Here is a 23,295-nt window from a genome sequence, read left to right as displayed (position 1 = left end):
GCCTTCTTTGCGGTGTCAAAGGAGGCCGTTTCTATGAGCGCACATCACTACGCCACATCTGTTGAGCAACTGGCTTCGATGGACACAATCCTGTCGATGAGCGGCCTGGAGTTTATGCGCGCGATCATCAACGGCGAATTGGCGGGGCCTCCTATTGGGCAGACGTTGGGTTTCAAACCGATTGTGGCGGACGAGGGTACCGTGACCTTTGAAGGTGCACCGGAGTTTTCCACGATGAACCCAATTGGGACTGTGCATGGCGGTTGGTACGGAACCATTTTGGACAGCTGTATGGCCTGTGCGGTGCAGACCATGTTGAAACCCGGACAGATCTACACAACGCTGGAATATAAGATCAACATACTGCGCCCGATCCCGGTTGGCATGACCGTGCATGCGGTGGGCACAGTGCAGCATGTGGGACGCTCGACGGGTATTTCCGTGGGCGAAGTGCGCGGGGTTGAAGACGGCAAGCTGTACGCCACCGGATCGACCACCTGCATCGTGATGAATGGCCCGAAGCCGTAGCATAGGAGGGCTCTGCCCTCGGGCCAGCAGAGATATTTGTGGAATGAGAATGCGGGGTTGCACCGGTTGCGTGCCTGTCGCAGGGTCGCGCAAAACTTGGAGGGTGACATGCGGGCTTTGTTGCAACGGGTGAGTGAGGCGCAGGTGCGTGTCGATGGCGCGGTGATTGGCCAATGTGGGCCAGGATTGATGGTGCTGGTCTGTGCGATGCAGGGCGACACCGAGGCGCAGGTAGAGAAGCTTGCCGCCAAAGTGGCCAAGTGCCGGATTTTTCACGATGAAAACGGCAAGATGAACAAGTCTGTGGCCGATATAGGCGGCAGTGCGCTGGTGATCAGCCAGTTTACACTGGCAGCGGACACCCGCAGCGGCAACCGGCCAGGATTTTCCTCCGCCGCCGCACCGGAGGACGGCAAACGGCTTTATGAGCTGTTTACGCAGAAGCTTGGCGAGGTTGTGCCGGTGCAGACCGGGGAGTTTGGCGCCGACATGAAAGTCTCGCTGACCAATGACGGGCCGGTCACCATCTGGATGGACGTTTGAGGCCGACCGGCCTCAACTCTTCTTCACAAACTTGGTCAGGATCACAATCCGCTGATTGTCCACGCGGCCTTCGATCTGTGCAGGATTGTCCATCACCAGAGAGATGTTGCGTACAGCGGTGCCACGTTTAGCGGTAAATCCCGCGCCTTTCACCGGTAAGTCTTTGATCAGCACCACAGTGTCACCTGATGCAAGCACCGCACCGTTGCTGTCGCGATGCACGAGCGCCTCTTCCGCAGTGACAAACCCAGCTTCCGCCCAGGCCAACACATCCGGTGCGAGATAGGCCATATCAAGCAAATCGCGCGCCCAGGGCGACTCAGGCAAGCCTTTGAGCAGGCGCCAGGCCAGCACTTGCACCGCGGGATCCGAGCTCCAAATCGCCTCATGTAAGTATTGCCAAAATGGCCCATCCTGCGGACCGTCCACGACTCCCGTGGCGCAGACCGCGCACAAGTCGACAGAGGTTTCCAGCGGTACCACCGCCACAGGGGAAACCGTGGCTGTGGCATCACAAAGAGCACAAGACGTGGTCAAGGCGCGTTCCATCTAGAGAGGTTACTCGGTCATCGCCAGCGTGGCGTTGATGGCCTTTTGCCAGCCCGCATAACGCCCTTCGCGCCAGCTGTCATCCTGCTTTGGCGTGAACTGGCTCTCTTTCTCCCAGGTGGCGGCAAAACCTGCCATGTCCGGATAGGCCCCAATCTGCATGCCCGCGAGCCAGGCCGCGCCTTTGGCAGTGCTTTCGGCAACCACAGGCCGATCCACCGGAGCGCCCAGAATGTCCGACAGGAACTGCATCGCCCAATCGGAAGCAATCATGCCGCCGTCCACCCGCAGCACCGTGTCGCCGGTGAAGTCAAAATCGGCCTGCATCGCTTCAAGCAGGTCGCGGGTCTGGAAGCCCACGCTCTCGAGCGCCGCACGGGAGAACTCCTTGGGGCCAGAGCCTCGGGTCAATCCAAAGACCGCGCCGCGGGCCTCCGGGTTCCAATACGGCGCACCAAGACCCACAAAAGCGGGCACAAGGATCAATTCTTGACCCTGGTCTGCGGCATCGGCCAACGCGGCCGTTTCAGAGGCATCGTTGATGATGCCCAGCCCGTCGCGCAGCCATTGCACCACTGCCCCAGCGATGAAGATGGCACCTTCCAGTGCATAGGTCGGCTTGCCATCGAGCTGATAGGCGATGGTGGTCAGCAGGCGATTTTGCGAGGTCACCGGCGTGTCACCTGTGTTCAGAAGCGCAAAGCAGCCGGTGCCGTAGGTGGATTTCAGCATGCCTGCCTCAAAACAGGCCTGCCCAATAGTCGCCGCCTGCTGGTCACCTGCCACACCGCGAATGGGGATGGCCGCGCCAAACAGATCGGCATCGGTTTCGCCAAAGTCGGCGGCACAGTCTTTGACCTCTGGCAGCATCGACATCGGAATGCCAAGCAGCGCACAGATGTCTTTGCTCCAGACACCGGTGTGGATGTCATAAATCAGGGTGCGGGCCGCGTTGGTGGCGTCAGTGGCATGCACCTTGCCGCCGGTCAGCTTCCAGATCAGGTAGCAATCCACGGTGCCAAACAGCAGATCACCCGCCTCAGCCGCCGCCCGCGCGCCTTCGACGTTGTCCAAGATCCACTTGATCTTGGTGCCGGAAAAATAGGGATCCAGCAACAAGCCGGTGGTGGCCTGCACCATCTCCGCATGACCGCCTGCCTTCAGCTCTTCGCAAATCGCGGCGGTGCGGCGGTCCTGCCAGACAATGGCGTTGTGCACCGGCTCGCCGGTTGTCTTGTTCCACACCAGCGTGGTTTCGCGCTGGTTGGTGATGCCGATGGCGTCGATGTCCTTGGCCGAGAGCTTGGCCCGCGCCAGCGCGCCGGAACAGGTTTCCACCGTGGTGACCCAGATGTCCGCCGGATCATGCTCCACCCAGCCCGACTGCGGGAAGTGCTGTTCAAACTCCAGCTGTGCGCTGGCAATGGGACGGATGTCTCCGTCAAACACAATTGCGCGGCTGGATGTGGTGCCCTGATCAATGGCGAGAATATGGGTCATCGGTCCCCTCCCTGAACTCTGTTGCTGGCACAGTAGGCGCGCAAAACTGTTACCGCAATCAGGAAGGGCGCCGCTTGACGCCGCGCCCTACTATTTTTTTCGTAGATATCTTCTCATTCCCGAAATATCCCCGGGGTGAAGGCACCGCCCTGCGGTGACGAGGGGGCTGGCCCCCTCCCCTTCGTGCCGGATCAGGCTGCCGATTCGTCGCTGGCCCATTCCCATGGGCGGACAAAATCGCCAAGCACCTTGCCAACTTCTTCGTCTGTGGCGTCGCCGGATTTCTTCAACTGCGCCACCAGACCACGCTTCTTGTCGTCCAGGACAAAGTCGACCCGCGCTGGCACGCCTTCTTTCTCAAGGGCGGCATTATAGATCCGAGTGATGGCCGCTTTGCGCAGGTCCGGTTTGAAGATTTTGCCCACAGCGGTTTTGGGCAGCTCTGGCATGATCTCCACGTACTTCGGATGCGCGGCGCGCTCGTGCACGTGCACTTTGGCGTGGCTCATCAGATCTTCAACGGTCACAGTCGCGCCGTCCACCAGCTCGACATAAACGCAAGGCACCTCACCGGAGTGGCTGTCCGGCTGACCGATGGCACCGGCAAAAGCCACATCATGGTGCGCCAGCAGCGCCTCTTCGATCTCCGCCGGGTCGATGTTGTGACCGCCACGGATGATCAGATCTTTGGCACGACCGGTGATCCAGAGATAGCCGTCCTCGTCCAGACGACCGAGGTCGCCGGTCCGCAGGTGGGTGCCGTAGTGGAACAGATCAACGTTTTTATCCGCTTCCGTGTAGGTGTTGCCTGCGTAAACGCCGGGGTTGACAACGCAGATTTCGCCCACTTCATCGGCCGCACATTCCATAGGCCCGTCCGGCGTGTTCTTAATGATACGCACATCAGTATAGGGGAACGGCAGGCCAACCGAGCCAACTTTCTTGGCCCCCGAGGGCGGGTTACAAGACACCAGACAGGTCGCCTCGGTCAGGCCGTAGCCTTCGACAATATCCACACCACAGGTGCTTTCAAAGCGTTTGAACAGCTCCATTGGCATCGGCGCGGAGCCGGAGAAAGCGGTTTTCACGGAGGAAATATCCGCATCCACAGGACGCTGCATCAGCGCGGACACGGCGGTTGGCACGGTGATGATGAAGGAGATTTTCCAGCGTTCGATCAGCTTCCAGAAGTTATCAAACACGCCGTCGCCGCGATAGCCTGCTGGGGTTGGGAAGACCACATGGGCGCCGGATTTGATCGCCGCCTGCATGATGACGTGCACGGCAAAGACATGAAACAGCGGCAGCGGGCACATGATGTTGTCTTCTTCGGTGAAGAGCAAACGGTCGCCAAGCCAGCCGTTGTAGATCATGCCGGAATAGAGGTGCTGTGCCACTTTTGGCATGCCGGTGGTGCCACCGGTGTGGAAGTAAGCTCCTACACGGTCAGCCTCGCTGTCGGCAAACTGCAGCGTGGTTGGGTACTTCGCCAGTTCCTTGTTGAAGTCTTTGAAGTCCGCGTGTTGCGGGCCGGAGACTTTGGGCCGGATCAGTGGCACGATCCAGGACTTTGGCGGGGTCAGGTATTTGACCAAATCGATTTCCAGCACCGTGTGCACATGCGGCGCGTGGCGCACGGCCTCGGCCACTTTTTGGGCCACGTCGGTTTTGGGGAAGCCTTTGAGGGTCACCACCACTTTGGCGTCGGTTTCGCGCAGGATGGCAGAGATTTGTTCCGGTTCTAGCAGCGGGTTGATCGGGTTCACAATGCCCGCAACCATGCCACCGAGCAGCGCATACATGGTCTCGTTACAGTTCGGCAGCACATAGGCCACGGTGTCTTTTTCGCCCACACCCAGATCGCGGAACATATTGGCCGCTTGGGTGGTCTTGGCATGCAGCTCTGACCAGGTGACGGTTTCGGCTTTGTCTTTGGGGCCAGAGAAGATCTGATAGCTGACCGCCGGACGGTTTGGAAACTTGTCCTTGGTGTTGGTCAACATCTCATAGACCGTGGTGGGGTTGTCCCGCTGATCCCACGGTTTTTCGTTCTCGATGGCTTTCAGGTCTGCCAAAGATTCAAAGCTCATAGTCTATTCTCCCCCCTTGGGTTGCTTGCCCCAATCCGCCGGACCTCCGCCAGTCCAGCCCACGTTGGACGCGTTCCGTCAAGATGATCCCAAAAACACCCTGCGCCCCGTTCAAGGCCAGCCGAACCTAAGGTCAAGCGGACCTGAAACGTTACGTCAGATTAACCGTAAAAGGAATGCAGTCCACCTCAAAATCAGCCTGCGGTCGCGCGCGCTTTAATGCGGCGCGACCCTACAGATTTAGGCAGCGCCAGCGGTGAATTGAAGGCGTGCCAGTTTGGCGTAGAGCCCGCCTTCGGCGACCAGGTCATCATGGCGGCCTTGGGCCACGATACGGCCCTCCTCCATCACGATGATGCGGTCGGCTTTTTTCACGGTGGCCAAACGGTGGGCCACGATGATGGTGGTGCGACTCTCGGCCAGTTCATCCACTGCCGCCTGCACCAGACGTTCGCTTTCCGCATCCAGCGCCGAAGTGGCCTCATCCAAGAGCAGAACCGGCGCGTCGCGCAGGATGGCGCGGGCGATGGCGATCCGTTGTTTCTGTCCCCCAGACAGCATCACGCCGCGTTCGCCGAGCGGGCTGTCGTAGCCTTCAGGCAGCGCGGTGATGAACTCATGCGCCGCGGCGGCTTTAGCGGCGGCTTCTACCTCGGCATCGGTGGCGTCCAGACGGCCAAAGCGGATGTTTTCACGCGCGCTGTCGGCAAAGATTACCGGATCTTGCGGCACCAGCGCCATGTGCTGGCGGAAGTCATCGCGCTGCATGGCTTCAAGTGCCATGCCGTCGAGCTTCACCTGCCCCTTGGACGGGTCATAGAAGCGTTGGATCATCTGGATGATCGTGGTTTTGCCAGCGCCGGATGGCCCCACCAGCGCAACCGTCTCGCCGGGTTGAATGGTCAGGGTCACGTTATCCAGCGCAGAAATATTCGGACGCGACGGATATTGGAACGACACGTCTTCAAAGGTGATTTCGCCTTTGACCGGTTCGCTCAGCGCCTTGGGCTGGGCCGGGTCATTTACGGTGTCCTCGGCATGCAGCAATTCCACCAGCCGTTCGGTTGCCCCGGCGGCGCGTTGCAGCTCGCTCCAAATTTCGGACAGAGCCCCTACGGCCCCGGCCACCATCACCGAATAGATCACAAACTGCACCAGTACGCCGACACTCATGCCACCAGCGCGCACGTCGCGCGCGCCCATCCACAGCACAACCACAACGCCGGTGAAAATCAGAAAGATCACGATCATGGTGAGCAGCGCACGGGTGTTGATCCGGCGCATAGCCGCGCTCAGCGACAGGTCGGTCACACGGTTGAAGTTCGTGCGAGATTGCGGCTCATGGGTGAAGGCCTGCACGGTTTGCACCGACAACAACGCTTCGGACGCATTGCCAGAGCTTTCGGCAATCCAATCTTGGTTTTCGCGGCTGCGTTTGCGCAAGCGACGGCCCAGAACCATGATCGGCACAATCACCATTGGCACAACCAGCAGCACCATCAGGGTCAGTTTGGTGGAGGTAAACAGCATCAGAACCAGCCCCCCGATGAACAACATGACATTGCGCAACGCGATGGAGATCGACGAGCCAATCACGGATTGGATCACGGTGGTATCGGTGGTGATGCGGCTGAGCACTTCGCCGGTCATCAAGTTCTCAAAAAACGCAGGGCTCATGTTGATCACACGCGCAAAGACAGCTTTGCGGATGTCTGTGACAACCAATTCGCCAAGGCGGGTCACCAGCAAATAGCGCAGCGCCGTGCCCACGGCGAGCAAAGCAGCAAAACCCAAGGCGGCGAGAAAATACTTGTCCAGAAGCGCGTCGCTTTCAGTGCCAAAATTGTCGACCACGCGGCGCACAGCCACCGGCAGCATCAAGGACACAGAGGCAGTCAGCGTCAATGCACAAAGCGCCAGCACAACAAGCAACCGGTAAGGCGCCAAAAACGGGCGCAATCCACGCAGCGCGCCGATGTTTTTGCTTTTCTCACGGTCGAGTTCCGCGTTTGCTTGTTGCGGTTGTCTGGCCATCTTCGGGTCCTTGGCTTTGGTGTTAGCCGTTAGTGGACGCAGCGCGCGGGCGGGTCAAGGCGTCAGATATGCATAAGGACCAGGCAGACCTGCGACATGGCATAGCACCCCAGAAAAAGGTGGGGGCCAGAACGTTGAATTGTCAGGAAGTTTGACCTTGGAGCGGGTAGCGGGAATCGAACCCGCACCTTAAGCTTGGAAGGCTCTTATGATACCATTTCACCATACCCGCCCGAGGTTTGCTTGATGTATTTCAGCCTCTCGGGGAGGTCAAGTGGGTTCAAGACGTTTCCCGCAACTTGGGCGATTTTTATGGATCGGGCGGAGGTTGGCCCAAGCGGTTTTAGCTTTCGTTGGAAACTGTTTCGCGCTCTATCGGGTGCTTGCCCGTGTAGGTCCAGCGGTAGTGCGGTGGCGTTGGTCCCTTGTTGCGTCCGCCTTGCTCCATCTGTTCCCAGGCGTGGGCAATCACCCCCACGGATCGGGACAGGCAAAAAAGCCCGCGTGCCAGCGGGCCGGCAAAGCCCAGTTCGGCGTAAACCACCGCCGTGGCGCCGTCGATGTTCATCGGCACCGGCTTACCTTTGCGGGCGTTGAGTTCCGTCTGCAGGACGCGGCCAATGGCGGCAAAGCGGCCAGAGACAACTCCTTGGCTGGCGGCTTCGTCAACCAGTTGCAGCAAGCGCGGCGCGCGTGGGTCTTCGGGCTTGTGAAAACGGTGACCAAAACCGGGAATGAATTTGCCGCGCTCGGCCTGCCATCTGTCGATCATTTCTGCGGTGGCGGCTTGTAGGTCTGCGCCCTTCTGCACGGCTTCTTCGATCCAGCTGTAGAGTTCCACGGCCTGCTCTCCAGCCCCGCCGTGTACGTCATCGAGAAAATTCACCGCGGAGGCCATGGCGCCGTTGAGACCCAACCCACAGGTCACCGCCATACGCGCGGCGGCAATCGACGGCGCTTGCGGGCCGTGATCTACCGCAGCAACCAAGGCACATTGCAGCAGGCGGGCTTGCTCTGGCGTTGGCAGATCGCCACGCGTCATCAGCCAGATCATTTGTGGGAAGGACACATTGCCGATCAGGTCCTGAATGTCGTGACCGCGAAACCGGATTTGACCGGGGGCCATGTCGATGATCGAGGTGGACCACCAATCGGATACGTCAGAGTTGGGTTTTGTCATATCGCGCCGCCTTGTTTGAGGGTTTCGAGGGCGTCGTTGGAAAAACCGAGACTGCCGTAAATATCGTTGTTGTCTTGGCCCAACTCCGGTGGCGGGCTGTCCACGGTTAGCGGCGCGCCGTCGAGTTTCACGCCGGTGGTGACCACATCAATGTTCCGCCCCACCCCCGGCACGTCGGAGAAACGATGCAGGAAGCCACGGTCTGCAATCTGCGGCATGTCGAGCACCTCTGGCACGGTCAGAACGGCTCCCGCTGGTACGCCGATTTTGTTGAGTTCTTTCGCCCAATCCCGCGCGGAGCGGGTCTTCAAAACTGCTTCCAGCTCCACTTTAAGAGCCAGTCTGTTTGTCTTACGGCTCTCGCGTGTTGCGTATTCCGGACGATCGCGCAGGGCCGCGAGGCTGAGGTGATCTGTGAGCAGCACCCACTGCTCGTCTTTGTTGGCGGCGATATTGATCAAGCCGCCGCCTGCCTCAAACGCCCCGGAGGGCGCAGAAGTCGGGTTTTCGTTGCCATTGGCCTGTGGCTTGACGCCAGCGATCAGATAGTTGGACACCGCCCAGCCCATGGTGGCAAGCACGGATTCCAACATGGAGACATCGATCAAGGTGCCGCGTGGACAGGCGTTGAGCGCGGCGGCGATGGCAAAGGCCGCTGTGATGCCCCCCACACTGTCGGCGATCGGGTAGCCCACCCGCAACGGCGCGCGGGCCGCGTCGCCAGTGACCGACATCACCCCCGATGTACCTTGGATGATTTGGTCATAGGCCGGGCGGTGTTTCCACGGGCCATCTTGGCCAAAGCCCGAGATGGCGCAATAGATCAGGTCCGGCTTGATTTCTTTTAATCGGTCATACCCCACGCCCAAACGGCCCATAACGCCGGGGCGGAAGTTCTCCACCACCACATCGGCGGTGGTGACAAGCTTCTCAAACAGGGCTTTGCCATCCGGGTTCTTAAGGTTCACCGTGACGGATTTTTTGCCTGCGTTTTGGGCGAGAAAGGACACTCCCATGTTGTTTTGGCTGAGCTCGGGATCGGCCCCCAACTGCCGCGCAAGATCGCCGCGCCCGACCGCTTCGACCTTGATCACTTCGGCCCCCATGTGGGCCAGTTGGTGGCAGGCAAAGGGGCCCGCGAGCACGTTGGTGAGGTCCAAAACGCGAATGTCCGTGAGTGGTTTCATGGGATGTCCTTTCGCCATGGGAGCTAGACGCGCGATCCAAATGGTGCAACACATGGAGTCAATGGTTGCGCAGAGTGGAACAGTTGACCGAAACCCGCGTGGAATCCGTTGAGAAAGCTTTGTCGATTTTGGAGGCGTTTTCGGCTGAACGGCGGTCGCTCACGCTGACAGAAATCGCCAAGGAAACCGGGCTGTACAAAAGCAATGTGTCGCGACTGGCGGCGTCTTTGGAGCGCTATGGCTACCTCAAACGCGATGCGGACCGGCGGTTTCGGCTCGGCCCTGCTCTCTGGCGGTTAGGCACACTCTACCGGCGCAATTTTGAGATGGGGGACGCCATACGCCCTGTATTGCGCCAACTGGTGACAGAGACCGGGGAAACGGCGTCTTTCTATGTGCTCGACCAAGATGAGCGGCTGTGTCTCTATCGGGAAAACTCGCCCGAACCCGTGCGCCACCATTTGGACGAAGGCGCGCGGCTAACGCTACGCGCCGGGGCGGCGGGGCATGTGCTTGCGGCCTATAGTTTGCAGGAAGCTGCGGCCAGGGCGCGGCTAAAAGCGGACGGCAGCTGCACCTCGGCGGGGGAGCGCAATCCGCATATTGCTTCGGCGGCGGCGCCGGTTGTGGATGCCACGGGGCAGTTTCACGGGGCTTTGGCGGTGTCCGGGCCTTTGGAGCGGCTCAGCGGCGATGCGCTGGAAATGGCGCGGCTGCGCGTGTTGCTGGCCGCTCAGAGTTTGGGCCGCGACATTCTTTAGAGGAACAGCACATCGATCGCCGTCAGCACCAAAAACACCGGGATCGAAATCACGGTGGCCAAGAGCACGGCGCTGGCCTTGGTCCATTTCACGGTGGGTGCAAATTGCCCCATTACGGCGGATTGTTTTGACTTTCTCATTCTTTCATTAACCATGAATTAGGTTTCAGATGCGTTAATGGCGGACATGTTGGATGTCTCCCTCCCCCTCCCCGCGCGCCCTTTGCAGCAGAGCGACGAATACCGTCAGGCTTTGTCTTTGACCGAGACGCAGACCAAGACGCTGAGCGACGGCACTTTGGTGCTGCGCCGCAAGATGGGTGGCGTGAATATCGCCATGCTGCCGCGCGCCACAATTGAGAAAGCCACCCTGCCCGGTCTGATCCGCGAGGCGGGCCTGCGGCGCGAGGTGTTGGTGATCAACCCGGACCACCCCGCGCCTTGGCTTGGCAATCTGGGCGCTGTGCCGGTGATGACTCCGACCCACGTGGCAGAGTTGGACCTGACTGGAGATCTGCGGGCGAAACTGCATCAGAAATGGCGCAACCGGTTGGTGTTTGCCGAAGGACAAGGCCTGCGCGTGACGCGACAGAACCTGCCGATCAAACCCGACAACTGGATTTTGCAACAGGACGCGCAGCAACAGGCATCACGCGGCTACTCCACATGGTCGGACGCGCTGACGTTGGCCTATAGCAAGGCCAACCGTGGCAGTGCAAAGCTCTTTACAGCCTTTGACGGCAAAGAGCCTGTGGCAGCGATGTTGTTCCTGTGTCATGGCGACAGCGCCACCTATCACATCAGCCACACCACCGAAGCCGGCCGCGCTGCCAGCGCACACAATCTGCTTTTGTGGGAAGGTATGAACTGGCTGGCTGGCAAAGGCGTGACCAAGCTGGAATTAGGACAGGTGGACACCGAAAAAGCCGCCGGTCTGGCGCGGTTTAAACTGGGTACCGGCGCTACACTGCGGCCTTTGGGCGGCAGCTGGATTTGGTGGCCACCCTTGGGCAAGCTATTGTCGCCATTGAGGCTTTTGGACCGCAAGGCAATGTCGGCAGGTTAACCCCTGCCGATGTGCGCCGTGGCTTCGATCTCCAGCAGGGCTTCGTCTTCCACAAGATCAGCAACGACCACCAAAGACATGGCTGGGAAATGCCTTCCCATGACCGCGCGGTAAGCCTGCCCCACTTCGCGTTGATGCGCCAAATACTCGGATTTGCTTTTCACAAACCAAGTCAGCCGGGCAATGTCGCTGGGCTGACCGCCTGCGGCTTCGACGATCTCACGAATGTTCTGCAAAACCTGCGTCATCTGGCCGATGAAATCATGGCTTTCAAAGACCTTCTGACTGTTCCAGCCAATCTGCCCGCCAATGTGCAGCGTGCCGTCTTCGGCCAGCATGCCGTTGGCGTAGCCCAGCGCGGGTGCCCAGCCCTCAGGATGTATTGTTTTCAAACCCTTAGTCCTCGTCTTACGTCACACGTGAGCGCACGTTGTATTTGTCTTCGCGCCAATGTTCATTGCTCATGACATCTTCGATGATCTCTGCCGCTGCGACGATATCCGCGTCGTCCAGATAGAGTGGTGTGAAGCCAAAGCGCATGATGTTGGGCGCGCGGAAGTCACCAATCACGCCACGATCAATGATTGCTTGCATCGCCGGATAGCCGTGCTCAAATGCAAAGGACACCTGTGAGCCACGCGCATTGGCGTCCCGTGGGCTGGCGAGTGTTAGCATGGGGCAGCGCGCCTCGACCTCATTGATAAACAGATCAGACAGACGTTGGGAGGCGGCCCGTAGCTCCGCCATATCGACCCCGTCCCAGGCCTTAAGCGCTTCTTGCAAAACGCCCAGTTGCAGGATCGGCGGCGTACCCACGCGCATACGCTCGGTGGCAGAGGCTGGGCGGTAGTTGAGCTCCATCGCAAAGGGCGCGTCATGACCAAGCCAGCCGGACAACGCCGGTTCGATGTTTTTAACAATGTCGGGACGGACATAAATGAAGGCCGGGGCCCCTGGCCCCCCGTTGAGGTATTTGTAGGTGCAGCCGACGGCAAACTCTGCGTTGCTGCCCGCCATATCAACCTGCACCGCGCCAGCGGAATGCGCCAGATCCCAGATCATCACGGCGCCAACCTCGTGGGCACGTTTGGTGATCGCGTCCATGTCGTGCATGCGGCCCGAACGGTAATCCACCTGTGTGAGCATCACCACGGCAACCTCTTCTGTGATGGCCTCGGCCACATCTTCGGGCGCTGGTGTGCGCAGCTCGTAGTCTTGGTCCAGCGTCTTGATCAGCCCTTCAGCCATGTAAAGGTCCGACGGGAAGTTGCCGTTGTCAGACAGGATCACCTTGCGGTCGGGGCGCATTTTTAACGCCGCCGCCAAGGCCTGATAGACTTTGATAGACAGCGTGTCGCCGGTGGCCACAGAGCCTGCCGGTGCCCCGATCAAGTCTGCCAGCCGGTCGCCCACGACCTGTGGCAGCGCCATCCAGCCTGCGGTGTTCCACGCCTTAATAAGCTGTCCGCCCCATTCTTCGGTGATGGTTTTCTGCGCGCGCTCAGCCGCGCCCTTGGGCAGCACGCCCAGCGAGTTGCCATCGAGGTAGATCACGCCCTCGGGCACATCAAACAGCTCTTTTCTCGGAAGCGAAACGCCCATGCTCACAAATCTCCGCGCAGGTGCCAAAGTTCGGGGAAAAGTTCCACATCCAGCATCCTGCGCAGATACTGCACGCCCGACGTGCCGCCGGTCCCGCGTTTAAATCCGATCACCCGTTCCACCGTGGTGACATGATTGAACCGCCAGCGGCGGAAGTAATCTTCCAGATCGACCAGTTTCTCGGCCAGTTCATACAGCCGCCAATGGGTGCCCACATCCTCATAGACAGTTTTCCAGCGCGCCTGAACCTCTGCCACCGCTTCATGTGGCTGCGTCATCTGCGGCGCAGGCATGGCGCTGTCATCCCCATCCAGAGAGACATAGAGATAGCGGATCACCTCGTCATAAAAACTCGGCTGCGCCAGTTCTGCTTCCAAAGCCGCCTTGGCCTCCGGCACATGGGCGTGGGGCTTCACCATATTGGGATTGCGGTTGCCCAGCACATATTCGATCAACCGGTATTGATGGCTCTGGAAACCGGAGCTTGGCCCTAGTGCCTCGCGAAAGGTGGTGTAATCCGCCGGGGTCATCGTACGCAGCACATCCCAGGCGGAGTTGAGCTGTTCAAAGATCCGGCTGACCCGCGCGAGCATCTTGAACATATGGCTCAAATCCCCAGCCTTCAGCGCCTCCCGCGCCGCGCCAAGTTCGTGCAACGCCAGTTTCATCCAAAGCTCGGAGGTCTGATGCTGAATGATAAACAGCATCTCGTCATGCGCGTCGCTTTGCGGGTGCTGCTGGTTCAGGATCCCGTCCAGATGCAGATAGTCGCCATAGGACATGGCATCCTTGAAAGACATTTTGGCCCCGTCGGTGGACGGATCATAAGCTTGCTTTGTCATCATTTCTTCCTCAGGCGGAACCGCTGAATTTTGCCGGTTTCCGTCTTGGGTAATGCGTCGGTGTACACGACCGAACGCGGGTACTTAAAGGGGGCGATGGTGGCTTTCACGTGATCTTGCAACGCTTTGGTAATGGCCTCATCACCAGCCCCGCTGGCCAGGACCACATGCGCCTCCACAATCGCGCCGCGCGCCTCATCCGGCACGCCGATCACGGCACATTCTGCCACCGCCTCATGCGCCAACAAAGCAGCCTCAACTTCCGGCCCAGCGATGTTGTAGCCGGAGGAGATGATCATGTCGTCATTGCGCGCGGCAAAGTGGAAGTACCCGTCCTCGTCTTGCCAGAAGGCATCGCCGGAGATGTTCCAGCCGTCCACAACATATTCGTCCTGCCGTTCGCCGCGCAAGTAGCGACACCCGGTTGGGCCGCGTACGGCCAAACGCCCTACCTCACCGCGTGGCAAGGTCGCGCCATCCAGCCCCACCACTTTGGCCTCATAACCGGTCACAGGCTTGCCGGTACAGGCCGGGCGGTGATCGTCAAACCGGTTCGAGATGAAGATATGCAACAACTCCGTTGCGCCAATGCCATCCAACATCGGCTTGCCGGTTTTCTTTTGCCACTCCTCATAAACCGGCGCAGGCAAGGTCTCCCCCGCACTCACCGCCGCCCGCAAGGAGGACAAGTCTGCCCCCTCGTCCATCGCCGCCAACATCGCGCGATAGGCGGTTGGCGCGGTGAAACAGACAGTGGCCTTATACTTCTCGATAATCTCAATCATATTGGGCGGCGTGGCCTGCTCCAGCAACGTCGCCGCAGCGCCAAAGCGAAGCGGGAAGATCGCCAGCCCGCCAAGCCCAAAGGTGAAGGCCAAAGGTGGGGAGCCGACAAAGACGTCTTCCGGCTGCACGTCCAGCACCTCATTGGCATAGCCATCGGCAATGATCATCAGATCGCGGTGAAAATGCATGGTGCCTTTCGGCTCCCCCGTGCTGCCAGACGTGAAGCCAATCAGCGCCACGTCATCCGCCGCCGTCGGCACCGCCTCAAAGGTCACGGGCTTTTCGAGTGCCAGCCGGTCCAGCTCCGCATCGTGGTTGGCCGTGCCGTCAAAGCCAATCACTTTCAGCCCGTCGCAGGCCTCGGCACTGGCCGTCATTTCCTCCATCAGCCGCGTGTCGCAAATGGCGTGGCTGATCTCCGCTTTCTCAACATATTTGGTCAGTTCCACCGCGCGCAGCATCGGCATGGTGTTCACCACAACCGCACCAGCTTTGGTGGCCGCCAGCCAGCACGCCACCATCGCCGGGTTATTGGCCGATCGAATAAGTACGCGATTTCCGGGCCTTACCCCCAAATCCTCAACCAACACATGCGCCAGCCGGTTGGTCCAGTCGGTTAGCTCCTTGTAGGTCCGGCGGCGCCCATTGCCGATCAGCGCGGTGTTGTCGCCAAAGCCTTTGGCGACCATGCCATCGGTCAACTCCCAGCCGGCGTTCATCTGTTCCGGACAGTCAAACCCCGCCAACAACAGGTCCGGCCACGTCTCCTTTGGGGGGAGATTGTCCCGCGTGAAGCTGTCCTCATGTGCGCTGGCGCCCATCATTTTCCTGCTCCTTCTGCTGTCGCGTTTGCCAAGGTCTGGCGCGCAATCACCACGCGCTGCACGTCGCTTGCCCCCTCATAAATCCGCAAAGCCCGGATCTCGCGATAGAGCCGTTCGACCACCTCGCCGGATTTCACCCCGTCGCCACCAAAGAGCTGTACCGCTTTGTCGATCACCTGCTGCGCGTGGTCGGTGGCAAAGAGCTTCGCCATAGCCGCCTCCCGTGTCACCCGTGGCGCGCCGCTGTCTTTGGCCCAAGCCGCACGATAGACCAGCAACGCCGCCGCATCCACATCCAGCGCCATATCCGCAATGTGCCCCTGCACCATCTGCAACTCAAACAGCGGTGCGCCCTGCACCTCTCGCGCCTGAACCCGTGCCACGGCTTCATCGAGTGCGCGACGGGCAAAGCCCAGCGCCGCCGCCGCCACGGTGGAGCGGAACACGTCCAGCACCGACATGGCGATGGCAAAGCCGCGCCCTGCTTCGCCAATCAAGGCGTCGGCTGGAATGCGGCAATCGTCAAACTTCAAAGTCGCCAATGGATGAGGCGCGATGGTCTCCAACCTCTCCACCACCGACAGGCCCGGCGTGTCCGCAGGCACCACAAAGGCGCTCAGACCCTTGGCCCCCGGCGCTTCGCCTGTGCGCGCAAAAACCGTGTAGACATCGGCAATCCCGCCGTTGGAAATCCAAGTCTTTTCGCCATTCAGAACAAAGTGATCGCCGTCCCGCGTCGCGGTCATGGTGGAGTTCGCCACATCAGAGCCAGACTGCGGCTCGGTGAGCGCAAAGGCAGCGATCGCCTTACCAGCCCGCGTCAACGGCAGCCATGCCGCTTTCTGTTCGTCCGTGCCAAACAGAGAGAGCGCCCCAGTGCCCAGCCCCTGCATGGCAAAGGCAAAATCCGCCAGCCCATCATGGCGCGCCAAAATCTCCCGGCTCAAACAGAGCGTCCGCACATCCAACGCGCCCTCCTCAGACGCCGTGGCCTGCAAAAAGCCTGCATCGCCCAATCGCGCCACCAGATCGCGACAGGTGCCATCCACATCCGCATGGCTCACCGAGGCCAAGGCGCTCTCAGCCCAGGCCTCCAACTCTGCAGCCCGCGCACGATGGGCCTCCTCAAAGAAAGGCCAGTCCAAAAAAGTTTGATCCGCCATGTGAAAGCCTCCCCTGCTTTCTCATTCGTCAAATATCTCGGGGGTCTGGGGGCTGGCCCCCAAGAAACCCTCAGTCGCCCTCAAACACAGGCCGCTCCTTGGCGACAAAGGCATGATAAGCGCGGTGGAAATCCTGCCCCTGCATACAAATTGCCTGCGCCTGTGCTTCGGCCTCGATGGCCTGCTCAATCGACATCGACCATTCCTGCGCCAGCATGGTTTTGGTCATCATATTGGCAAAGCCCGGCCCATCCGCGATGCGCCGCGCCAAGGCCTGCGCCTCGCCCATCAAAGCATCCGCCGCGACCACGCGGTTGAAATAGCCCCAGGCAAATCCTTCTTGCGCTGTCATCGCGCGGCCCAGATAGAGCAGTTCTGCCGCCCGGCCCTGTCCAATGATACGCGGCAGGATCGCGCACGCGCCCATGTCACAGCCTGCCAGCCCGACGCGGTTGAACAGGAACGCCGTCTTGGCCTCCGGCGTGGCAATGCGCAGATCCGACGCCATCGAAATGATCGCCCCCGCGCCCGCACAAACCCCGTCCACCGCCGCGATGATCGGCTTGCCGCAGTTCACCATGGCTTTGACCAGATCGCCGGTCATGCGGGTGAAGGCCAAAAGCTCTTTCATACTCATCTTGGTCAGCGGGCCGATGATGTCATGCACATCGCCACCGGAGCTGAAATTGCCGCCGTTGGGGGCAAAGACCACCGCTTTGACTTCATCATCATAACTCAAATCGCGGAACCAGTCGCGCAGCTCGGCATAACTGTCAAAGGTGAGCGGGTTTTTCCGCTCCGGGCGGTTCAGTTGCACCGTCGCGATGCCGTCCACAACACTGCACAAAAAGTGCTCCACATCCGTGCGCATCGCTCAGATCTCCCTGTCTTCCAATGTCTCAATCAGCCGCTCCAGACGGGTCGCCATGCCGTCCACATCGTCTGCGCCAAGACCGCCAAGCATCTCGTTAAGCCAGCTTTCGTGGGTCGCAGCATGGTCTGCAAAGGCGGCGATGCCCTTGTCAGTCAGCTTCACCAGCGAGGCCCGGCGATCTCCGGGAACCGCCACCCGTTGCGCCAAGCCTTCATCGGACAGCTTGTCCACAATGCCGGTGACATTGCCATTAGACACGCGCAGCAAATCACTGATCTGGCTCATCTTTTGCCCTTCCGGGAAGCGCGCCAGAACCGACATCACGTCAAACCGTGGCAAAGTGCTGTCAAACTCGCGGCGCAGGCGGCGGCGGATTTCATCTTCGATCATGCCGGAGGCTTTCAGAAGCTTCAGCCAAAGCCGCAGCCGCTCTTTGCTCAGGTCATTTTGTGTCTCGGTCATACTTCCCCTCCCGACAGGGTCATGGCGTGGCCGTTTACAGAACGCGCCGCGTCTTCGCACAGCCACAGCGCGGCGCCTGCGACCTCATCCACCTCGATAAACCGCCCCTGCGGGTTGCCCCGCGTGAGGCTGGCGCGGGCTTTTTCCGCGCTCATACCGGTCTTCGCTACGATGTTTGCAATCGAGCGGTCCAGCATCGGCGTGTCGACAAATCCCGGGCAAATCGCGTTGGCGGTGACGCCGCTGTCGCCCAATTCGATGGCCACGGAGCGGGTCAGCCCCACAACCCCATGTTTGGCGGCGCAGTAGCCGCTCACATAAGGGTAGCCTTTGAGGCCAGCGGTGGAGGCCACGGCGATCAACCGTCCCCAGCCTGCCGCCTGCATATCCGGCAGCGCCGCCTGCCAGACGTTCACCACACCGGCCAGGTTCACATTCAACATGGCCGTCAGATGATCCGGTGTCATCTTGGCAAAAGGCACGCTCTCCGCCGCGCCGGCGTTCGCCACGACGATCTCGATCGGCCCGTCCAAAGCCCGCGCCTCGGCGAAGGCCGCACGTACGGCGTCTGCATCGGTCACGTCACAGACCTTCCAGCCGATGAACTTGTGTTTGCCCGCCACTTCGCGCAATGGCCCCTCGCGTCTGCCCACGACGGTGACCTTGGCACCGGCGTGCGCCATGGCCTCCGCGATCGCAGCGCCAACGCCGGTGCCGCCGCCTGTCACCACCGCATGTTTGCCCGCAACACTCATACCCGGATCATCTCCGCTTCACGGTCTGCCAAGCGCCAGGCCTGATCCCGCCCCGCCTCGTAAGGCTTGGGCCAAGTGGCATGGCGGTCCCCAATCCGCGCCGCCTCATGGTGCAGCCAATAAGGATCGGCCAGATGTGGACGGCCCACCGCCACCAAGTCTGCCCGTCCTGCAATCAGGATCGAATTGGCGTGATCCGCCTCATAAATGTTGCCCACCGCCATGGTTGGAAGACCCGCCTCGTTGCGGATGCGGTCGCTGAACGGCGTCTGGAACATACGGCCATAGACCGGCTTGGCCTCGGTGCTGGTTTGCCCCGCGCTCACGTCGATGATATCCGCTCCCGCCGCGCGGAAGGCTTTGGCAATCTCCACCGCCTCCTGCGGGGTTACGCCATCCTCACCGACCCAATCACTGGCCGAAATCCGCACCGACATGGGCTTTTCTGATGGCCAGACCGCCCGCATCGCTGCGAACACTTCCAGCGGATACCGCAAGCGGTTTTCCAGGCTGCCGCCATATGTGTCGTCGCGCTGATTGCTCACCGGTGAGATGAAGCTAGAGATCAGATAGCCGTGCGCCGCGTGCAATTCGATCATGTCAAAGCCAGCGCGCTCTGCCATTTCCGCCGCTGCCACAAACTGCGCCTTGATCGCATCCATATCTGCGCGCGTCGCGGCCCGTGGCACAGCGTTGTTTTCGCTCCACGGGATCGCTGAGGCTGAGACCAGTTCCCAATTGCCCTCTTTCAACGGCGCATCCATGATCTCCCAACCCACCTGCGTGGAGCCCTTGCGCCCAGAGTGGCCAATCTGACAGCAGATCTTCGCGTCCGTCTCGGCATGCACAAAATCCGTCAACCGCCGCCACGCCGCCTCATGCTCGGGCGCATAAAGCCCCGGACAGCCTGGCGTGATCCGCCCCTCAGCACTCACACAGGTCATCTCGGTGTAGACCAGCCCGGCCCCACCCTTAGCGCGCTCCCCGTAGTGGATCAAATGCCAGTCGGTTGGACAGCCATCCACCGCCTTGTACTGCGCCATGGGTGAGACCACGATGCGGTTAGCCAGTTCCATATCGCGCATCTTGTATGGGGCAAACATTGGCGCGCGCACCGGAGCCTCCGCAGGTGCCCCCGCCTGATCCTGAAACCATTTTTCCGCGGACTTAAGCCAGTCCGCATCCCGCAAGCGCAGGTTCTCGTGGCTGATGCGCTGACTGCGCGTCAGCAGCGAATAGTTGAACTGCACAGGGTCCAGATCGAGGTAGCGCTCCACCTCCTCAAACCACTCCAGCGAGTTGCGCGCCGCCGACTGCAGCCGCAACACATCCAGCCGCCGCTCGTCTTGATAACGCTCAAAAGCCCCTTCCATGGTTGGTTCGGAATGCAGGAACTCCGCCAGTGCAATGGCACTGTCAAACGCCAGCCGCGAGCCGGACCCAATCGAGAAATGCGCCGTGGCGGAGGCATCACCCAGCAGCACCACATTTTCGTGGTGCCATTTCTCACACAGCACCCGCGGGAAATTCATGAACACAGCCGAGCCACGCAAATGCGCCGCGTTGCTCATCAACTCGTGCCCACCAAGATGGTCGGCAAAGACCGCGCGGCAGGTCTCAACAATCTCTTCTTTGGACATGTCTTCGAACCCGAAGCTGTCCCAGGTCTCCTGCCCGCACTCCACGATGAAGGTCGCCGTCTCATCATCAAACTGATAGACATGCGCCCAGATCCAACCGTGCTGCGTTTTCTCAAAGATGAAGGTGAAGGCGTCGTCAAACTTCTGATGCGTGCCAAGCCAGACAAATTTACATGCGCGCACGTCGATCTCTGGCTTGAAGTGGTCTGCGTAAGCTTCCCGCACGCGGCTGTTCAAGCCGTCACAACCAACAACCAGATCATACTCCGCGCGGATCGCTTCGATGTCGTCAAACTCGGTCTCAAACCGCATCTCGACACCCAACTCCCGCGCGCGCTCCTGCAACAGGATCAGCATCTGCTTGCGGCCAATCCCGGCAAATCCATGCCCACCGGACACCGTGCGCACGCCGTCATGCACCACCGCAATGTCATCCCAATAGGCAAAATGATCGCGAATACTCTGAGCCGATTTGGGATCATTGACCTGCAGGTTCTCTAGCGCATCATCAGACAGCACCACGCCCCAACCAAAGGTGTCATTGGCGCGGTTGCGCTCGATCACTACAATCTCATGCGACGGGTCGCGCAGCTTCATTGATATGGCAAAGTAAAGTCCAGCGGGACCACCGCCCAAACACGCAACTCGCATCATCCCCTCCAATGTCGACTTGCGGAGCGGCAAGCGCCCCGTCGCTGACTTCACGCTAGGATGAGTCGCAATTTACTTCAAGCTTGAAATTTCTAACCTGTGAATTTCTCAAGCATCCCTTCCGCCACGCACCCCATTGCGCAATGTCTCCCGCCGTGGTTCGATCCGCGTGAGTTTCGAAAGGACGCGCCATGACTCTGCCTGCCATAATGACTGCCATGATCCTCACTGGTCACGGCGGTATGGACAAATACGAATGGCGCACCGATTGGCCGGTACCATCGGTTGGCGCAGGCGAGGTTCTCGTGCGGGTCAAAGCTTGCGGCATGAACAACACCGATGTGAACACCCGCGCGGGTTGGTATTCCAAGGCGGTCACCGGCGCGACGGACAGTTCGGCAGAGGAAGCGCCGGACGGCGACGATCCCAGTTGGGGTGGCAAGCCGCTCGCTTTCCCGCGCATTCAGGGTGCCGACATCTGTGGAGAAGTAGTGGCTGTGGGCGATGGCGTGGATGCCGCCCGCATTGGCGAACGGATCATCACCGATTGCTGGTTGCGCGACCCGGACAACCTCACGGACAAAACCAAAACCGGCTATGTTGGCTCCGAATGTGACGGTGGCTTTGCCCAGTATTGCGTGCTGCCCTCGCGCAATGCCTTGGCGGTCAACAGCCCGCTTTCGGATGCCGAACTGGCCACCTTCTCCTGCTCATACTCCACCGCCGAAGGCATGCTGACCCGCGCGAAAGTCAGTGAGGCCGACACTGTGCTGGTGCCAGGTGCCTCCGGCGGCGTTGGTGGGGCCGTGGTGCAGCTTGCCAAACGCCGCGGCGCGCGGGTGATTGCCATGGCGAGCGAGGCGAAACACGAGGCCGTGGCAAAACTTGGCCCCGACCGCATCCTGCCGCGCGCGCCAGAGAACCTGCGTGCCGCCTTGGGTGATGAGAAAATCACCGTTGTAGGCGACGTTGTTGGCGGCCCCTATTGGCCGACATTGATTGACGTGCTGGAACGCGGCGGGCGCTACACCTGCTCCGGCGCCATCGCAGGGCCGATGGTCGGTCTGGACCTGCGCACGCTCTATCTGCGCGACCTGACGTTTACCGGCTCCACGGTGATTGATCTCGAGGTCATGCCTAATCTGATCCGCTACATCGAAGCCGGGGACATCCAGCCAGCCTTGGCCGCGACCTATCCGCTCGCCGATCTGGTGGCCGCGCAAACCGCCTTCATCGCCAAAAAACACACCGGCAATATCGTGGTTTTACCATGACATCAGAGGTATTTGATCTACTGCTCAACGCAGTAAGGGCCACGCATGAAGCCCACCCTGACTTGTCCGACTTCTGCGCCTTCCCCGAATATGTATGGCAAAACCCGTTCACCCCGCGAACCGTAAGGGCCAGCACAGAGATGCAACGCGCGCCAGGGCAAACCATCGAAGCGCTCGCAGTCATGCGAGACGCGCTTTTGGCGGCGGCGCCCAGCGCCAACTGGCTGGACGTCTATCAGGACACGGATATCGGAGAAGATTTCCTCACCCGTTTTGGCTTCTTTGGTCTGATCGGGGACACCGCGCCATTCATGAGCGACACGATGCGCGCCTGGATGGTCTACATGCCCGCTGGCCTGCATTATCCCTTCCACCAGCATCCTGCGGAGGAGATGTACCTTGTGGTCTCCGGCAGCGCTGAATTTCAACGCGCGGGCCATCCGCCTAAACTGCTGGGGCCTGGCGACACCGTATTTCATGCCAGCAATGAGCCACACGCCACAATAACGCATGACAGCCCACTGATGGCTTATGTGATCTGGCGCAATCGATTTGAGACGCCGCCTGTTTTGACCACTGCTGAGACCGGGGCATGAAAGAATCAGATGTGGAGGACTATTTTGCAAACCTACCAGCGTCTCCCCGTGCGGCCTGTCTCGCTTTGCAATCCCTGATCCGGCGGGCTGCCACCATCGCAGACATACCGCTCACAGAAACCCTCAAATGGGGACAGCCAAGCTTTGCGCCTCCCAAGCGCATCGGCACGCCGATCCGGCTGAGCTGGTCGGCCAAATCGCCAGATCGCGTCGAATTTCTGGTACATTGCCAGACAACGCTGGTAGAGGCCTGGCGGCACAGGTTTGGCGATTTGTTTGACTACGACGGGACGCGCGCAGTCCACATCCCACTTGGGCAACCTCTGCCGGAAGAGGCCTTGCACATCATGGCGATGATGGCGCTGACCTACCATCAGAAAAAGGGCTGA

At 60.2% G+C, this 23,295-nt stretch carries 23 protein-coding genes and 1 tRNA gene; 7 read left to right on the top strand and 17 right to left on the bottom strand.

Annotated elements, in window-relative coordinates; genetic code table 11:
• Window positions 1–33 precede the first annotated feature (33 nt).
• Both MK208_RS16670 and dtd read left to right on the top strand, forming a co-directional pair.
• Complete coding sequence (locus tag MK208_RS16670) at window positions 34–528, top strand: PaaI family thioesterase (RefSeq protein WP_294118501.1); 495 nt, start codon at window positions 34–36, stop codon at window positions 526–528.
• A gap of 108 nt (window positions 529–636) precedes the next feature.
• Window positions 637–1,071, top strand: coding sequence for a D-aminoacyl-tRNA deacylase (gene dtd / locus MK208_RS16665; protein WP_294118500.1), 435 nt, complete (start codon window positions 637–639; stop codon window positions 1,069–1,071).
• 12 nt (window positions 1,072–1,083) lie between these two features.
• On the opposite strand, the gene MK208_RS16660 is transcribed toward dtd, so the two are convergent.
• From MK208_RS16660 to MK208_RS16630, 7 genes are all read right to left on the bottom strand, one after another.
• A complete protein-coding gene (locus tag MK208_RS16660) occupies window positions 1,084–1,620 on the bottom strand; it encodes an alkylphosphonate utilization protein (protein ID WP_294118498.1) in 537 nt (178 codons plus the stop codon).
• A 9-nt stretch (window positions 1,621–1,629) separates the two neighbouring features.
• On the bottom strand, window positions 1,630–3,120 hold the full coding sequence (gene glpK, locus MK208_RS16655; protein ID WP_294118497.1) for a glycerol kinase GlpK: 1,491 nt from the start codon (window positions 3,118–3,120) through the stop codon (window positions 1,630–1,632).
• A 191-nt stretch (window positions 3,121–3,311) separates the two neighbouring features.
• Window positions 3,312–5,210, bottom strand: a complete 1,899-nt coding sequence (locus MK208_RS16650; protein WP_294118495.1) for an acyl-CoA synthetase — start codon at window positions 5,208–5,210, stop codon at window positions 3,312–3,314.
• Window positions 5,211–5,450: 240 nt separating this feature from the next.
• Window positions 5,451–7,244: an ABC transporter transmembrane domain-containing protein gene (locus MK208_RS16645; RefSeq protein ID WP_294118494.1), complete on the bottom strand. Its 1,794-nt coding sequence runs from the start codon at window positions 7,242–7,244 to the stop codon at window positions 5,451–5,453.
• Between the two features lie 158 nt (window positions 7,245–7,402).
• Window positions 7,403–7,476: transfer RNA gene (locus MK208_RS16640), tRNA-Gly, on the bottom strand.
• Window positions 7,477–7,587: 111 nt separating this feature from the next.
• Window positions 7,588–8,424: a citryl-CoA lyase gene (locus MK208_RS16635; protein WP_294118492.1), complete on the bottom strand. Its 837-nt coding sequence runs from the start codon at window positions 8,422–8,424 to the stop codon at window positions 7,588–7,590.
• Window positions 8,421–9,611: a CoA transferase gene (locus tag MK208_RS16630; protein WP_294118490.1), complete on the bottom strand. Its 1,191-nt coding sequence runs from the start codon at window positions 9,609–9,611 to the stop codon at window positions 8,421–8,423. The genes MK208_RS16635 and MK208_RS16630 overlap by 4 nt, the downstream gene beginning before the upstream one ends.
• Window positions 9,612–9,685: 74 nt before the next feature.
• Between MK208_RS16630 and MK208_RS16625 the strand changes: the two genes are divergently transcribed.
• Window positions 9,686–10,372: an IclR family transcriptional regulator gene (locus tag MK208_RS16625; RefSeq protein WP_294118489.1), complete on the top strand. Its 687-nt coding sequence runs from the start codon at window positions 9,686–9,688 to the stop codon at window positions 10,370–10,372.
• Here MK208_RS16625 and MK208_RS16620 read toward each other — a convergent pair.
• Window positions 10,369–10,512, bottom strand: coding sequence for a hypothetical protein (locus MK208_RS16620; RefSeq protein WP_294118487.1), 144 nt, complete (start codon window positions 10,510–10,512; stop codon window positions 10,369–10,371). The genes MK208_RS16625 and MK208_RS16620 overlap by 4 nt on opposite strands.
• A 37-nt stretch (window positions 10,513–10,549) precedes the next feature.
• Here MK208_RS16620 and MK208_RS16615 point away from each other — a divergent pair, with 37 nt between their 5' ends.
• Window positions 10,550–11,437: a GNAT family N-acetyltransferase gene (locus MK208_RS16615; RefSeq protein WP_366011258.1), complete on the top strand. Its 888-nt coding sequence runs from the start codon at window positions 10,550–10,552 to the stop codon at window positions 11,435–11,437.
• On the opposite strand, the gene MK208_RS16610 is transcribed toward MK208_RS16615, so the two are convergent.
• From MK208_RS16610 to MK208_RS16570, 9 genes are all read right to left on the bottom strand, one after another.
• Window positions 11,434–11,829 carry a RidA family protein gene (locus tag MK208_RS16610; RefSeq protein WP_294118486.1) on the bottom strand — a complete coding sequence of 132 codons (396 nt, stop codon included), beginning with the start codon at window positions 11,827–11,829 and terminating at the stop codon, window positions 11,434–11,436. The genes MK208_RS16615 and MK208_RS16610 overlap by 4 nt on opposite strands.
• Window positions 11,830–11,845: 16 nt before the next feature.
• Window positions 11,846–13,039: a kynureninase gene (gene kynU / locus MK208_RS16605; protein WP_294118485.1), complete on the bottom strand. Its 1,194-nt coding sequence runs from the start codon at window positions 13,037–13,039 to the stop codon at window positions 11,846–11,848.
• Window positions 13,040–13,041: 2 nt separating this feature from the next.
• The gene (locus MK208_RS16600; protein ID WP_294118484.1) at window positions 13,042–13,881 is read right to left on the bottom strand and encodes a tryptophan 2,3-dioxygenase family protein; all 840 of its coding nucleotides are present in this window, start codon (window positions 13,879–13,881) and stop codon (window positions 13,042–13,044) included.
• Complete coding sequence (locus MK208_RS16595) at window positions 13,881–15,491, bottom strand: AMP-binding protein (protein ID WP_294118481.1); 1,611 nt, start codon at window positions 15,489–15,491, stop codon at window positions 13,881–13,883. The genes MK208_RS16600 and MK208_RS16595 overlap by 1 nt, the downstream gene beginning before the upstream one ends.
• The gene (locus MK208_RS16590) at window positions 15,488–16,654 is read right to left on the bottom strand and encodes an acyl-CoA dehydrogenase family protein (protein WP_294118479.1); all 1,167 of its coding nucleotides are present in this window, start codon (window positions 16,652–16,654) and stop codon (window positions 15,488–15,490) included. Before MK208_RS16590 ends, MK208_RS16595 begins: the two co-directional genes overlap by 4 nt.
• 70 nt (window positions 16,655–16,724) lie before the next feature.
• Window positions 16,725–17,525, bottom strand: coding sequence for an enoyl-CoA hydratase family protein (locus tag MK208_RS16585; protein WP_294118477.1), 801 nt, complete (start codon window positions 17,523–17,525; stop codon window positions 16,725–16,727).
• A 3-nt stretch (window positions 17,526–17,528) separates the two neighbouring features.
• The gene (locus tag MK208_RS16580; protein WP_294118476.1) at window positions 17,529–17,990 is read right to left on the bottom strand and encodes a MarR family transcriptional regulator; all 462 of its coding nucleotides are present in this window, start codon (window positions 17,988–17,990) and stop codon (window positions 17,529–17,531) included.
• Window positions 17,987–18,745 (bottom strand): SDR family NAD(P)-dependent oxidoreductase, encoded by a 759-nt coding sequence (locus MK208_RS16575; RefSeq protein ID WP_294118475.1) that lies wholly within the window; start codon window positions 18,743–18,745, stop codon window positions 17,987–17,989. Before MK208_RS16575 ends, MK208_RS16580 begins: the two co-directional genes overlap by 4 nt.
• Complete coding sequence (locus MK208_RS16570) at window positions 18,742–21,036, bottom strand: bifunctional salicylyl-CoA 5-hydroxylase/oxidoreductase (protein ID WP_294118474.1); 2,295 nt, start codon at window positions 21,034–21,036, stop codon at window positions 18,742–18,744. Before MK208_RS16570 ends, MK208_RS16575 begins: the two co-directional genes overlap by 4 nt.
• Window positions 21,037–21,245: 209 nt before the next feature.
• Between MK208_RS16570 and MK208_RS16565 the strand changes: the two genes are divergently transcribed.
• From MK208_RS16565 to MK208_RS16555, 3 genes are read left to right on the top strand one after another with little or no spacing between them, the layout of a single operon-like run.
• Window positions 21,246–22,310, top strand: coding sequence for an alcohol dehydrogenase family protein (locus tag MK208_RS16565; RefSeq protein ID WP_294118473.1), 1,065 nt, complete (start codon window positions 21,246–21,248; stop codon window positions 22,308–22,310).
• Window positions 22,307–22,906, top strand: coding sequence for a dimethylsulfonioproprionate lyase family protein (locus MK208_RS16560; protein WP_294118472.1), 600 nt, complete (start codon window positions 22,307–22,309; stop codon window positions 22,904–22,906). Before MK208_RS16565 ends, MK208_RS16560 begins: the two co-directional genes overlap by 4 nt.
• Window positions 22,903–23,295, top strand: a complete 393-nt coding sequence (locus MK208_RS16555; protein WP_294118471.1) for a DUF1801 domain-containing protein — start codon at window positions 22,903–22,905, stop codon at window positions 23,293–23,295. Before MK208_RS16560 ends, MK208_RS16555 begins: the two co-directional genes overlap by 4 nt.

This window comes from Shimia sp. (genome assembly GCF_022448905.1).
Lineage (GTDB): Bacteria > Pseudomonadota > Alphaproteobacteria > Rhodobacterales > Rhodobacteraceae > Shimia.
The sequence above is the reverse complement of the archived record's forward strand: the minus strand, read 5'-3'. Positions and strand labels throughout refer to the sequence as shown.